The 13,307-nt window shown below is 45.2% G+C and carries 12 protein-coding genes; all 12 read right to left on the bottom strand.

The annotated features are described in order from the left end of the window. Position 1: 1 nt before the first annotated feature. The 12 genes from ACFSRY_RS01300 to ACFSRY_RS01245 all read right to left on the bottom strand — a co-directional run bounded on the left by ACFSRY_RS01300 (position 2) and on the right by ACFSRY_RS01245 (position 13,138). Positions 2-472 carry a FixH family protein gene (locus ACFSRY_RS01300; protein ID WP_377502622.1) on the bottom strand — a complete coding sequence of 157 codons (471 nt, stop codon included), beginning with the start codon at positions 470-472 and terminating at the stop codon, positions 2-4. Between the two features lie 46 nt (positions 473-518). Further along, positions 519-1,925: a cytochrome c oxidase accessory protein CcoG gene (gene ccoG, locus ACFSRY_RS01295; RefSeq protein ID WP_377502620.1), complete on the bottom strand. Its 1,407-nt coding sequence runs from the start codon at positions 1,923-1,925 to the stop codon at positions 519-521. A gap of 277 nt (positions 1,926-2,202) precedes the next feature. After that, positions 2,203-3,408, bottom strand: coding sequence for a c-type cytochrome (locus tag ACFSRY_RS01290; protein WP_377502618.1), 1,206 nt, complete (start codon positions 3,406-3,408; stop codon positions 2,203-2,205). Continuing rightward, positions 3,405-3,599 carry a hypothetical protein gene (locus ACFSRY_RS01285; protein WP_377502616.1) on the bottom strand — a complete coding sequence of 65 codons (195 nt, stop codon included), beginning with the start codon at positions 3,597-3,599 and terminating at the stop codon, positions 3,405-3,407. Before ACFSRY_RS01285 ends, ACFSRY_RS01290 begins: the two co-directional genes overlap by 4 nt. A gap of 87 nt (positions 3,600-3,686) precedes the next feature. Continuing rightward, positions 3,687-5,879: a cytochrome-c oxidase, cbb3-type subunit I gene (gene ccoN / locus ACFSRY_RS01280; protein ID WP_377502614.1), complete on the bottom strand. Its 2,193-nt coding sequence runs from the start codon at positions 5,877-5,879 to the stop codon at positions 3,687-3,689. A 148-nt stretch (positions 5,880-6,027) separates the two neighbouring features. Continuing rightward, on the bottom strand, positions 6,028-6,204 hold the full coding sequence (gene ccoS, locus ACFSRY_RS01275) for a cbb3-type cytochrome oxidase assembly protein CcoS (RefSeq protein ID WP_377502611.1): 177 nt from the start codon (positions 6,202-6,204) through the stop codon (positions 6,028-6,030). 36 nt (positions 6,205-6,240) lie between these two features. Continuing rightward, a complete protein-coding gene (locus ACFSRY_RS01270; RefSeq protein ID WP_377502609.1) occupies positions 6,241-8,643 on the bottom strand; it encodes a heavy metal translocating P-type ATPase in 2,403 nt (800 codons plus the stop codon). Between the two features lie 453 nt (positions 8,644-9,096). After that, positions 9,097-10,554: an oxygen-independent coproporphyrinogen III oxidase gene (gene hemN, locus ACFSRY_RS01265; protein ID WP_377502607.1), complete on the bottom strand. Its 1,458-nt coding sequence runs from the start codon at positions 10,552-10,554 to the stop codon at positions 9,097-9,099. Between the two features lie 26 nt (positions 10,555-10,580). After that, on the bottom strand, positions 10,581-11,459 hold the full coding sequence (locus tag ACFSRY_RS01260) for an alpha/beta fold hydrolase (RefSeq protein ID WP_377502605.1): 879 nt from the start codon (positions 11,457-11,459) through the stop codon (positions 10,581-10,583). Between the two features lie 131 nt (positions 11,460-11,590). Then, positions 11,591-12,052 carry a Spy/CpxP family protein refolding chaperone gene (locus ACFSRY_RS01255; protein WP_377502602.1) on the bottom strand — a complete coding sequence of 154 codons (462 nt, stop codon included), beginning with the start codon at positions 12,050-12,052 and terminating at the stop codon, positions 11,591-11,593. Next, entirely contained in the window at positions 12,045-12,593 is a 549-nt protein-coding gene (locus tag ACFSRY_RS01250; RefSeq protein WP_377502600.1) for a hypothetical protein, read from the bottom strand. Before ACFSRY_RS01250 ends, ACFSRY_RS01255 begins: the two co-directional genes overlap by 8 nt. Beyond that, a complete protein-coding gene (locus ACFSRY_RS01245) occupies positions 12,593-13,138 on the bottom strand; it encodes an RNA polymerase sigma factor (RefSeq protein WP_377502598.1) in 546 nt (181 codons plus the stop codon). Before ACFSRY_RS01245 ends, ACFSRY_RS01250 begins: the two co-directional genes overlap by 1 nt. Positions 13,139-13,307: the final 169 nt, after the last annotated feature.

Raw genomic sequence — 13,307 nt, 5'->3', positions numbered from 1 at the left:
GCTACTTTATCTGTATTGTCTGCTCAGCATAGTAGGATTCGTCAGCAGCCGTAAAACTTACGCGTACTTTCCAAAGCCCTTTTTCTATCTCAGCTGTTTCTACTAACTGGCTCAGGTCACGCCCTAACTGCAGCGGCAGCTCCTGGTCCAGCTTATCATTAGACGGACGGAAAAGGTTTATTTTTCCCTCTACACTTTTGTTCTTAAAGCTCTCTGGCAATTGCACCAGTATGCCTTGCATCTCCGCATTATACCTGATGGCTACATCACCGGCAGCTTTCGTTCTGTCTATCCTGTCTATCTGGTCCTGGTACTTTATCTCCTGCTCATAATAGTCTTTGCTTACCAGGTCCACGTCCTGCTGCATAGCCTTGTACACGAACATAGCAATGTAACTCATAAACAACACGATAGCAGCAATGATAGCGTATGGCCAGAGTGTGAAGCTTTTATTATTGTGTGCGGTTTTCATATTGATTTCTGGTTATAAGTTCTGTCCTTTTTCAAAGGGAAGCTTTTTAATTAGCCGGACCTAAGAACTTCGTGTCTGTAGTCGTGATCAGTTCGCCTCCGTGGTATACCCCTATCTCTATTTCCGAATTCATTCTGTCAAGCTCTTCTTTTGCGATCTCTGCGAAGAACACGCCCTCTGCTATGCCTTGTGCCGGCAGCACCAGCTCATTCCCTACCACTTTTATTGTGCCGTTTTTGTTTATTAACTTTAGTGTAAGCGGCATCTCGTGGTTTGTCTTATTGATAACAGAGATATTATACAGGTTCTTGATGTGCCCCTGTTCTGTTTTCTGGTATAGCTGCCCCGGAGTGCGAAGTACTGTCGCCTCGGCCTCATCGCGCGTTAGCAGCAGTGTGGTGAGGGCTGTGAGAAGTATAGCCAGCACAGCAGTATACCCCATCACACGCGTTGTAAAGAAGGTCCATTTCTTACCTGCTTCCAGTGCCTCTTCAGACTCATACCTGATTAGTCCTTCCGGCTTTTCAATCATGCGCATGATGTCGTTACAAGCATCAATGCAGGCGGTGCAATTGATGCATTCCAGTTGCTGTGCTCCGTTACGGATATCAATGCCTGTGGGGCAAACCTGCACACATTGGTTACAGTCGATGCAATCGCCTTCGGTGCGCTCCTGGTTTTTGCGCAGCTTGGCCCGTGGCTCACCCCGACCATAATCATATGCCACTACTACTGTTTTCTTGTCCTGCATTACACCCTGCAAGCGACCATACGGACAAACAATGGTACAAACCTGCTCACGGAACCAGGCAAATACCCAGAAGAAAACTGCAGTAAAAGCAAGCAAAGCACCAAAACCTGCCTTGTGCTCCAACGGACCTTCAGCAATGATTTTCTTAAGCTCATCTATGCCAATAATGTAAGCCAGAAACAGGTTTGAGATGATAAAAGATATTAGTAGAAAAGCGGTGATCTTAGCTCCTTTTTTCAGAACTTTTTCGGTATTCCAAGGCATCTTGTTAAGAGCACGCTGCTTCGTGTAATCACCTTCTATCGCGTACTCAATACGACGGAACACCATCTCCATAAAGATCGTCTGAGGGCATATCCACCCACAGAAGATCCGGCCATACACTACTGTAAAGAGAATAATGAAAACAACAAGAGTCAGGAATGCCAGCACCAGCAGGAAGAAGTCCTGTGGCCAGAAAAGTACACCAAAGATCACGAACTTACGCTCCACTACATTAAGCATAAGTAGCGGGAGACCATTTACTTTGATAAAAGGACCTGCAAACAGTAAAGCCAACAACAGGTAGCTTACATATTTACGGTAGTTATACAGCTTACCTTTGGGCTTTTTAGGATATACCCAAAGACGTTTACCCTGTTCGTCTACAGTTGAAATGTGGTCCCGAAATTCATCAGGAGCCGTCTGAATTTTACTTGCCATGGCAGTGATAATTTGTGCGGATATTACTCCTGCCTGTTTATTTAATTGAAAATTTTGCTTTGAGATTACATTAATCTGCTGTTACAAAATTCAGAAATCAGCCCCTCTTAAAAGATGACTAAAGTCATTAATCCAGGTGATTATCATCAACAACGCCTGCCTACTTTAGCTTTTGATCAGTTTTATACAAGCTATGTCGAGCAAAGCTCAGTTTAAAACAAAAAAGGTGCAGGCACTCTATGTATGCCTGCACCTTTTTTTACTTTTACTACTTTGGCTACTCTTTCTCGCCCTGCGGCTCTTTCGCGTTCGCTGGGTTAGTACCCTGCAGACTCAAAATGTAGCTTGATACTTCCAGTATCTGATCTTTCGTCAGTTTACCCTGCCAAGGCACCATGCCTTTAGCCGGAACACCAAACTTAATTGTTTTAAAGATGTCGTTCACATCACCACCGTGCAGCCAATATTCGTCTGTCAGGTTAGGTCCTACTGTACCTTGCCCTTCCTGACCGTGGCAGGCAGCGCAATTAGTGTTGAATAATGATTTACCTGACTCCAGTGCGGCGGCATCTGTTAACACTTCATAGTCTGTCACAGCATTCGGATCATCTGCGTGCTGAGCTGCGAACAGAGCAGCCTGCTGCATCTCCATCTCATACTCCTCTTCTTGAAGTGCCCCGGTGCGGAACACGTGGAAGTGCAGCATATAGCCTATACCAAACACAATGGTAACGTAGAACATCATTTTCCACCATGGCGGCAGGTCGTTATCATACTCCTGTATACCGTCGAAGTCGTGATCAGAATGGATATGGTCTTTTGCTACACCAGTCATTAATGTTGCATCGCCACGCATCAGAAACAGCACTCGTCCAGCGAATGAGCTACGGAAATCCTCATCGTAGATTGAATCACCAAGCATCGGCACAAAGATGCGGAACAGCATCACCAGCACCAGGATTGTCAGGATAATAATTGCCCCTGCCAGTGCAAAAGTAAACAGCAACATTGGCGGAAGATCCAGGAAAGCTACTTCTGCCTCTGCTGTAGTTGCAGATGGGTCGGCTGTTGTTGGAGTAACCGGATTCTCTGCAACCACGGCTTCCGGCTTTTCGCTTTCTGCTTTGATATAAGCAATCACATTGGCAATATCTTCATCAGACAGTGAGCTACTGAAAGCCGGCATTGGCACTTTATTAAACTGCTCGAACAGGGCAACAGCGTCTTTATCGCCAGCCTGCACCAGTTCCTGTGAGTTTTTGATAAACTTTACCAGCCACTCATCGCCACGGCGCTGGTGAACATCCTTCAGCGCAGGCCCCACCACATCAGCATCAATGCTATGGCAGGCCTGGCAGTTACCTTCAAAAATGGCCTTACCGGCAACGGCATCCTGTGCCTGCACTACTGGTGAATTTACCAGAAGCAAGCCTGCTACCAGAGCTAAGCTGCTTTTTCGGAAAACATTTTTTAGTGAGATCATTGTCTTACTCCTTCCCTTGTGGTGTTGTCATCTTCGTTATCGCAGGCTACATAGCTCATGTCCTGCACATGCTCCTTGTCCATTAGGGCCACATATACAATCAGACCCAGGAAGAACAGAAAGAAGATGCCAAACGAGATGAGCGGATATATTTCGATGCCGTCTATGGCTTGCAAAACATTCTTATACATTTTCTTAGAAATTAAGACGCTGGACTTGTGACAAAGGACCTGGAGCTTTTCCTATGTCCTTTGCCGACTTGCCCTTTGTCAGGTTCTTTATTCTACAACTTCTTCTTTCACCTTAATATCAGTGCCCAGGCGCTGCAGGTAAGCAATCATGGCTACGATCTCGGCTTCAGGTTTTACCTCGATGCCTTCTTTCTTCAGATCAGCCGCAATGCCATTAGCCTGCTTCATCAGCTCTTCGTTGGCATTGGCGATATATTCATCCTCGTAAGGTACACCCAAGGTTTTCAGCGTTTTCAGCTTGTCCTGTGTTGTGCTCAAGTCTATGTCCTGCTCAAACAACCATGGGTAAGCTGGCATAATAGAGCCTGGCGACATGGAAGTTGGGTCCATCATGTGGTGGTAGTGCCAGCTGTGCGGATACTTACCTCCAACTCTGTGAAGATCCGGTCCGGTACGCTTAGAGCCCCACAGGAAGTTGTGGTCGTACACGAACTCGCCTGCTTTAGAGTACTCGCCGTAACGCTCCGTCTCCGATCTGAACGGACGAACCATTTGTGTGTGACAGTTAACGCAACCCTCTTTGATGTACAGGTCGCGCCCCTGCAACTCCAGCGAAGTATAAGGCTTCACGCTGGCAATAGTAGGCACGTTTGATTTAATCACGAAGGCAGGTATAAACTCTACCAGACCGCCGATCATAATCGCTACTGTAGCAAAAATGGCCATCTGAGTCGGACGCTTCTCGATCCAGGAGTGCCAGTGTCCGGCGTTTTTACTAACTGTTGGAACGATTACAGGGGCCTCGGTTTTCTCGTTAGCAACTAAGCTACCAGACTTGGCAGTTTTATAAAGGTTGTATACCATCAGGAAAACACCACCTAAGTATAACACGCCACCGATACCACGCAGGTAGTACATTGGCACGATCTGCAATACTGTTTCCAGGAAGTTAGAGTACTGAAGTGTACCTTCTGCTGTAAACTGTTTCCACATTAAACCTTGTGTGAAACCAGCCCAGTACATTGGTATAGCATAGAAAAGTATACCCAGTGTTCCTAACCAGAAGTGCGCATTGGCAAGCTTCTTAGAGTGCAGTTGCGTTTTATACAGGCGTGGGAATAACCAGTACAGCATTGCAAATGTCAGGAAGCCGTTCCAGCCAAGGGCACCTACGTGCACGTGTGCTACGATCCAGTCGGTGAAGTGTGCGATGGCGTTCACGTTTTTAAGCGACAGCATCGGGCCTTCGAACGTAGCCATACCGTAAGCGGTAATGGCAACTACCATAAACTTCAGCACCGGCTCTTCGCGCACCTTATCCCAGGCACCGCGTAGCGTAAGCAAACCGTTGATCATACCACCCCAGCTTGGAGCAATCAGCATCACAGAGAATACCACGCCCAGTGACTGTGCCCAGTCTGGCAATGAAGTATAAAGTAAGTGGTGCGGACCAGCCCAGATGTAGATGAAGATCAGCGACCAGAAGTGGATAATAGAAAGTCTGTAGGAGTATACCGGCCGGTTAGCAGCCTTAGGCAGAAAGTAGTACATCAGGCCCAGGAACGGCGTTGTTAAGAAGAACGCAACCGCATTGTGGCCATACCACCATTGTACCAGCGCATCCTGTACACCAGCATAGCCAGAGTAGCTTTTCAGGAAGTTAACAGGCATTTCGTAAGAGTTTACGATGTGCAGCACAGCAACTGTCAGGAAGGTAGCAATGTAGAACCAGATAGCAACGTACATGTGCTTCTCACGGCGCCTGGCAATCGTACCAAACATGTTCCAGCCAAATACCACCCAGATCAAAGTAATGGCAATATCAATTGGCCACTCCAGCTCAGCATATTCTTTTGACGTTGTAATACCAAGCGGAAGTGTGATAACGGCAGAAACGATGATCAGCTGCCAACCCCAGAAGTTGATCTTGCTAAGAATATCGCTGTACATACGGGTCTTGCAAAGGCGCTGCAGCGAGTAGTAAACACCCATAAAGATGGCGTTACCCACAAAGGCAAAGATGACAGCGTTCGTGTGCAATGGCCTCACGCGGCCAAAAGTGGTATATTGGTTACCCATGTTCACATCCGGGTTTGCAAGCTGGAAAGCGATGATCACCCCTATCAGCATACCGGCAATGCCCCAGAACACAGTGGCTATACCAAAATCCCGAACGATCTTATTGTCATAAAAAAACGTATCGGTTAACCCCCGATCCCTGCCCTTTGGCACCACCCGGTCGGGCGCATTTTCCAAGACTTCAGCTACATTACTTGACATGTGCGGTGTCCTCTTTAGTTTAAGTTAATTATTGTTTGTTTTGATGTTCTATCAATTACTACAGCTGCAAATTTCTGCAAGTGCACCCTGCAAAAAGATGACGGATGTCACTTCCCTTGCTGATTGATATCAGCAGTGGCAGCCGACGTTATTTCACTTTCGGGGCCTGCTTTGTGGTAGCACTATTGTCATTGTCGAAAAGCATGCGCACAGAAGGTGTGTAGTCATCGTCGTACTGCCCTGACCGAACAGCCCACAGAAACGCTCCCAGAAACAAAGCTGCAACTGAGATACTGATGGCGATCATTAAAAAGATGATATACATGGCTTCTTATTTATGAATGAGAGATTTATTTGATAACTAGAGACCTGCTCTCTTAGAAGCAAACCTCACTGATAAGGTCGCGAACACAATTACACTTAATGAGCTGATCGGCATAAGTATAGCCGAAGCGATAGGTGAAAACAGCCCCTGCACAGCCAATGACAAGCCGATCACGTTATACACCAGCGATACTGCGAAAGTAGCCAGTATGATGTTCATCGACTTCTTAGAGAAGGCCAGGAATCGGCTTAGCTTGTCAAAAGCTGTCGCATCCAGAATGGCATCACATGACGGTGAGAAGTTGGTAACGCTGTTCGTAAGGGCAATCCCGGTATCGCTTTGCTTCAGGGCACCGGCATCATTCAGCCCATCCCCTACCATTAAAACCTGGTGCTGTTTGGCTTGCAATGCCTGGATACTTTGTAGCTTCTGAACGGGTGACTTATTAAAGACCAGTGCTGCATTTGGCCCCAGCAGCTCTCTGAGCCTTGCCTCTTCGTGGTCATTGTCCCCGGAAAGCACAGCAATGCTTTTATCCTTCAGATCATGCAGGATATTCTTCAGGCCTTTGCGGTACACGTTATAGAAGGTGTAATAGCCCAGCAACGTCCCGTCGAGTGACACATAAACAGTCGTCTTCAATGTATCTGTGGCTTTATCAGAAGGCACTCCCAAATAAACGGCAGAACCAACACGAATAAAGTGCCCATCAACTCTGCCATTAAGTCCTTTCCCGGCAACTTCCTGAAAGTCTTCCACCTGCAACGGCTTCTCTTTCAGATTCTCGCTGATGCGCTGGCTAAGCGGGTGTGTGGAGTGGCGCAGCAACGAGAGAATACTCCTCTCCTGCTCTGCTGTCAAGGCCTTACCTGTCCAGGTAACTTCAGCTGCACTTGGCTCTGTAAGCGTACCTGTTTTGTCGAAAACAACCGCATCTATTTTAGCCAGTGTTTCTACTACCGAAGTATTTTTGAGGTAGAACTTATTCTTGCCGAACACGCGCATTGTATGGCCATGAACAAACGGAGTAGCCAAAGAAAGCGCACACGGACAGGCAATGATCAGCACAGATGTAAAGGCGCGCATGGCCATGTCTGTGTCGCGGGGCACCCAATAAATAAGTGTACCTGCAGCAACAATCAGTGTCACGATCACAAACCACTTCCCTGCTGTGTTAGCGTAGGTTCCAACCGACTGTTTTTTCTCCTTCGAAAAGGCACTGTCATTCCAGAGTTGCGTCAGGTACCCCTGCGACACCTCTTTTACTACCTCTAGCTCAATACTTTCTCCAACCTGCCTGCCGCCTGCATAGATAACCTCACCAGCTACTTTTTCAACCAACTCTGATTCTCCTGAAACAAAGCTATAGTCGATCATGGCCTGCCCGCGCAAAAGTATGGCATCAGCTGGTATTAGCTCCTGGTTTCTAACTCTGATTCGGTTTCCTATTTTCAAATTCCGAACCGCTACAGCTTCCTCTTTACCATCTTTCAACACTGTAACAGATACAGGAAAATAAGAAGTGTAATCCCTGTCAAAAGAAAGGGAGTCGTAGGTTCTCTGCTGAAAGTATTTTCCAATCAGCATGAAGAATACCAAGCCGGTAAAGGAGTCGAGATAGCCTGGCCCAGTGCCTGTAAGGACTTCATAAACACTCACAACAAATAGGGCAGTTAAACCGAGTGAGATTGGAAAGTCGATGTTCACGAAACGCTGCTTTAGCCCTTCCCATGCCGATGTAAAGAATCCACGGGCACTATAAACTAACACCGGCAGCGAAAGAACAAGGCTCAGATAGCCAAAGAAAGAGCCGAATGTGCAATGTAAATCTCCTGCGACTGCCAAATAATCAGGAAATGCCAGCAGCATAACATTACCAAAGCAGAAACCTGCAATACCCAGTTTGTAGATGATGGTGTGGCTCTGTTTCTTAACTTTCTTGCCGTCAGTATCGGCTAGTGTGATATCGGGTTCATACCCCAGGCGAGTAAGTAAAGCCACTACTCCTCGTAAGCTGATTTTCTGATGAAAGTATGTCAGCGATATTTCCTTGCGCAGGAAGTTTACGGTAGACTCCGAAACTCCTGTGTTAAGTTTAAAGAGGTTTTCAAGAAGCCAGATACAGGAACTGCAGTGCATCTGAGGCACATAGAAAGTTACTTTGCAGATAGTGTCGTTTCGGAAGCTGATCAGTTGGGCTTCTACCCCGGCATCGTCCAGGTAAGCAAAACGAGCTTCGGAAACAGGTGTCTTTCCTGTGATTCCAGGGTTTTGCTCCAGGTTATAGTATGTACAGAGGTTATTTTCCTCCAGCAGTTCATAAACAGTTTTGCACCCGGCGCAGCAAAAGGCTTTGTCGTGTGCAACAATCAATTCATCAACACAGGAATCCCCGCAATGATAGCAGTTCTGAACATTGGTTTGGAGTGCGGCTTCCATCTCAATTTCTTAAATAGGTACTTTACAAAAGTAGAAGGCAAGGCACCCTTAAAGGATGACCAATGTCATTAACTGGATTGATTCATATCACCAGAATCAGCTGATGGGTTAGCTACATTTGTACTATCAAAATGATGAAGAAAAAGACTTCAGTCTGGTTTATACAAAAAGTGTAGCGCATGGCGTGAAATCAGATGGGTAAGATGAAAATACAGGCTGCGTGCCTAAGATCGTTTAAAGTTTAGTATTTGGTATATATTCGGCCCCGGCCGTTTTAAAAGCAGGCTATTTTGTAGCCTGTTTTTCCATTTATAGGCTGTAGCTTCTGATTATGTGAAATGATCTATCTCTCCCCTTTTGACATGGAAATAAGAAGATAAGGGGTTGAAATAGAAATAGCCCAGGCTCTCTCAGGACCCGGGCTATAGCATCAAAACACTATGTCTAACTTAACTATATTGCTTTACTGAATATCTGTTGTTCAGCCGGCTCGTTATTCCTCAGTTTTAGGTCGAATACCATACAGATATTCCTTGTGAAGGCCTTACCTAAGGCTGTTACAGATAATTCATTTTCTGATAACCTTATCAACCCTTCCTCTTCCATTTTGTTTAGCTCAATGAAGGCATCATAAGGTAAAAGAGCTTTTAACTTTTTACCCAGTATAAGCTGTCCTTTGCAGGCAATGCTAAGAATTGCTTCTTTTAACATCAAATCTTCTTCCGTTAGGAAATGTCCTTTTAATACGGCAAGTTCACCACCTAAAACAGCTTCTTTATAGGCTTCTACTTTCTTCAGGTTCTGAAAATAACCATACTTGGCGTCGCTGATAGAGGATGTACCCAGGCCAATCAGCAGATCCGTCTGACAGGTGGTATAGCCCATAAAATTCCTGTGAAGTTCCTTTTGCTGCAGTGCTTTATAAAGGGTGTCCTCTGGTAAGGCGAAGTGATCCATACCAATATCAGAATAGCCAAGCGCCTTGAACTTCTGTAGCCCCAGTTCATAAAGGGCACGCTTCTCAGCATTATCAGGAAGATCTTTATCAGAGTAGCTACGCTGCCCTGGCTTCACCCACGGTACGTGTGCGTAGGAATAGAAGGCAATCCGATCTGGCATCAGTTCGGCCACCTTATCTATTGTTTCACTAACACTCTGCTGCGTCTGGTATGGTAAGCCATAAATCAGGTCGAAGTTTACAGATTCATAACCAATCCTGCGGGCTTCATCCGTTACATGCTTCACTTTCTCGAAAGGCTGTATACGATTAATCGTAAGCTGTACTTTCGGGTCAAAATCCTGAATCCCATAACTTACTCTTCTGAAGCCAAGATCGTAAAGTGTTTGCAGGTGCGCTGTGGTTGTGTTATTAGGATGCCCTTCAAAGCTGAACTCCTTCTCAGAATGAAGCTCAGATCCTGCATAAATCCCTTCTAAAAGTTTCCGTAGGTTCTCTGGTTTGAAAAAAGTTGGCGTTCCTCCCCCCAAATGCAATTCTCGTATTACTGGCTTTTCAGTAAACTGATTCAGGTACAGTTGCCATTCAGCAAGAATTGCATCAATGTAACCTTCTTCTACGCTATGGTTTTTAGTGATCCGCGTGTTACAGCCACAGTAAGTGCAAAGCACTTCACAAAACGGAAGATGCAGGTACAAACTTATACCTTTCGTTGCATTGGATTCCTCAAAAGTACGTTTCACCACCTGCAACCAGCGTTTTGTATCCGGTATCTCCTTATCCCAGAAAGGGACGGTTGGATAACTGGTATAGCGCGGTGCCGGCACATTATACTTTTGTATCAGGAACTCCTGCTGCTCATTTATGGTCATCACTGAAATACTTAATTCAAGGCAAATTTCAGGGAAAACAACCGGCTTATAAATGATGTACAGCAGGCGATAAAATGACAATTGTCAACTTTTACCTTAAGCTTTTATCAGCGGCTTTTTGCTTGCGCAACTACTAAACTGGCAATTTCCTCCGGCTTTTCCTCTTGCAAGAAATGTCTGGAATCCAACTTGTGAACAGTACTCAGGTTTGCAGCCTGTTTTATTTCATTTCCGAAATGCTCATAATCCAGGGCAGGATCATCTGCGCCCCAGATCGCTTGAACCGGATAGTTCACTCCCTCTACTGCCTGGTAACAGAGTCTTTTAAATTCCTCTGACTTCTGAAAATTGCGCATGATTTTCAGAAACGCTTTGCCCCCGTCATCCCGCTTAAGCAAGTCCACATAAGCGTATGTTTCTTCCTTGGGCAAAGCATCTGCATTATTCACTCCCATCTTGGAGAAAAGCAGATACCAGGTTGGGTGCGTAATTGTTTTAAGCTCTGCCTCTCCCAGAAGCGGCACTTCAAAAGGACGCATCGGCAATGGCTTCTTGAACTTATCAACTTCAATCCAGGTATTGAGAATTGTGATAGAAAGCACCTTTTCCTTGTTCTCCGCTGCCATCGCAAAACCAATCGGACCACCTATGTCATGGATTAGCAGGTGATACTTTTCTATACCCATTACCTCGGCAGCACGTGCACAGAACCGTGCAAAGTTGTGAAAGGTGTACTCAAAATCTTCAGGCCTGTCAGAGAGACCGAGGCCGGGTAAATCAATAGATATCCCGCGCATCCCTTTGGCTGCCAGTTCTTTAATTACCTTTCTATACAGAAAGGACGAAGTGGGCACTCCATGAATACAAAAAACGACCTCTCCCTGCCCCTCGTCGAGTACAAAGGTTTGGGTACCATCAACATCAATGAACCTACCCGCAGCTTTATGCTGCTCTATTACCTGATCAACAGTCTGATTTTCTCCCATAGCTTTATCTTAAAACGTAGTACTTTGTTTACATACGGTTTGATAAGCAATAGGGAGAAAAATTAACCGACACAAATGAATACCAGCTGTATGGTCAACGGTAATCAGTAATTATTTAAATGAAGATATGTTTACCTGCTCTGTTCACCAAACCTTCTCCGAAGTTCCATCATAACTCTTCGGCGTAGTTTAGCTTCAGATTGGTACAGGCGCATTACTTGTTGCGGAGAGAGTACGGCCCGGAATTCAGGATAATACTTCTTGCGGATAGTGCCCATTTTTATAGCGTTATCTAAATGGGAGCTAATGATCTTATCAGCTTCTTCAGCTGAAAGGCTATCCGGGTTAGTCTGCAACAACCTTCCTTGCCCGGCAGTTCGCAGGGAGTTTAACTCAGCCTCATAACGTTTGTATATGGGAGATAACTCTTTCATTTGAGCCTCATCTAAATTAAGCCCACGCTGAATTTCTGTAAGTTTTGCCTGCGTTATCCGCTCCTGTAACTTAGGATTATTTCTGAAGTTCTGGGCATGTGTTGTAACAGTCCATAACAGCAAGGCAGAAAATATTAGTAGCCTGTTAATTTTATTCATCACCAAATGTTTCTTCATAAAGATATAAATCTGCCTCCGCCACTGCAGCCATTTCCAGAAGTTCCTCATCCGAAATACTCCGTAGTATCTCATCAAAAGATTCTTCTTTATCGACCTGCGCTAATTGCTTTTGTTCAGACGCTTGTTCAGACGGCACGGATACCTTATCAGAATCCGCTTGTAAAGTAACCGGAAGTCTCTGCTCAGTCACACTGACCTCAGGTCTTGTCATCGTATCAGCGTTTTGCTGGTCCGCCCGCACCTGTGGTAGCGAGGCGACAGGTGCTTGTGTGCCTTTTGTTGTTGCCATCACCTTTTCCTCTTTTTTACCTGTATAAACAAAGTAGCCTACAGCTATCAATAAAATCACACTGGCAGCTACAGATACAATCCACCACATGGATGAACTATGCCTTTTGTTATTGCCTGAGCGCCTTTCTGCTTCTGCTAAGGTTTCCTCTGTTATATTGCCGAAAAAGTCAGAAGGCACTTTATATGGCATCCGTTTTCCAACTTTTTTAAAATCAAATTCCTTTTCCATCACGCATTAATCATATAGTCTTTGATCTTGTTGCTTGCATAGTGATAGTTGGTTTTGAGTGTGGCAACCGAACTGTCCAGCACCTGGCTGATTTCCTCGTAGCTTAACTCATCGTAATAGCGAAGATTAAAAACCAGTCTTTGTTTTTCAGGTAAGCTGAGAATTGCCTCCTGAAATTTTATCAAAATCTTATCACTTTCCTCTATACTGTTGTCGTGAAGCTGACTAATCAGCTTTTCACTGACTTCGTCGTAAGACGACAGAAACTTTTGCCTGTTCCGTAACAACCTGATGCATTCGTTTGTAGCGATCCGATAGAGCCAGGTATAAATCTTGCTTTTTCCGGCAAACTTGTCCAGGTTGTTATATACATTAATGAACGTTTCCTGAAGAACATCCTGGGCATCCTCATGCGACACCACCAGGCGCCTGATATGCCAGTAAATTCTTTCGTTGTACGCGTCCATTAACAGGGTAAAGCTTCTGCTTTTTGTGGTCTGCTCACGAAACATCGACAAAATCTCTTCGTCTGTTGTCTCTACCATTCAGTCCTGTTGCTATTAAATTATTCTCTCATTTCTTAGAGGCACAATTAGGTTAAAAGTTAAATGACTTACCTGAATATTTTCCTTATTTTATTTTAAAAGTGTGGTTAGAAAAGATCTGAGCTAGTCAAAACAATATAACAAAAGCTTGATTTCTGCCAAGCCTAGA

It is taken from the genome of Pontibacter locisalis (genome assembly GCF_042684605.1).
GTDB classification, from domain to species: domain Bacteria; phylum Bacteroidota; class Bacteroidia; order Cytophagales; family Hymenobacteraceae; genus Pontibacter; species Pontibacter locisalis.
This window is presented reverse-complemented; position numbering and strand designations above follow the sequence as displayed.

Bases quoted from the DNA above. Each gene is read 5' to 3' on its own strand.
- ccoS (WP_377502611.1), bottom strand. From the start codon at position 6,204: ATGTATATCATCTTTTTAATGATCGCCATCAGTATCTCAGTTGCAGCT.
- ACFSRY_RS01245 (WP_377502598.1), bottom strand. From the start codon at position 13,138: ATGGTAGAGACAACAGACGAAGAGATTTTGTCGATGTTTCGTGAGCAG.
- ccoG (WP_377502620.1), bottom strand. From the start codon at position 1,925: ATGGCAAGTAAAATTCAGACGGCTCCTGATGAATTTCGGGACCACATT.
- ACFSRY_RS01300 (WP_377502622.1), bottom strand. From the start codon at position 472: ATGAAAACCGCACACAATAATAAAAGCTTCACACTCTGGCCATACGCT.
- ACFSRY_RS01260 (WP_377502605.1), bottom strand. From the start codon at position 11,459: ATGGGAGAAAATCAGACTGTTGATCAGGTAATAGAGCAGCATAAAGCT.
- ACFSRY_RS01250 (WP_377502600.1), bottom strand. From the start codon at position 12,593: ATGGAAAAGGAATTTGATTTTAAAAAAGTTGGAAAACGGATGCCATAT.
- ACFSRY_RS01255 (WP_377502602.1), bottom strand. From the start codon at position 12,052: ATGAATAAAATTAACAGGCTACTAATATTTTCTGCCTTGCTGTTATGG.
- ACFSRY_RS01285 (WP_377502616.1), bottom strand. From the start codon at position 3,599: ATGTATAAGAATGTTTTGCAAGCCATAGACGGCATCGAAATATATCCG.
- ccoN (WP_377502614.1), bottom strand. From the start codon at position 5,879: ATGTCAAGTAATGTAGCTGAAGTCTTGGAAAATGCGCCCGACCGGGTG.
- ACFSRY_RS01290 (WP_377502618.1), bottom strand. From the start codon at position 3,408: ATGATCTCACTAAAAAATGTTTTCCGAAAAAGCAGCTTAGCTCTGGTA.
- ACFSRY_RS01270 (WP_377502609.1), bottom strand. From the start codon at position 8,643: ATGGAAGCCGCACTCCAAACCAATGTTCAGAACTGCTATCATTGCGGG.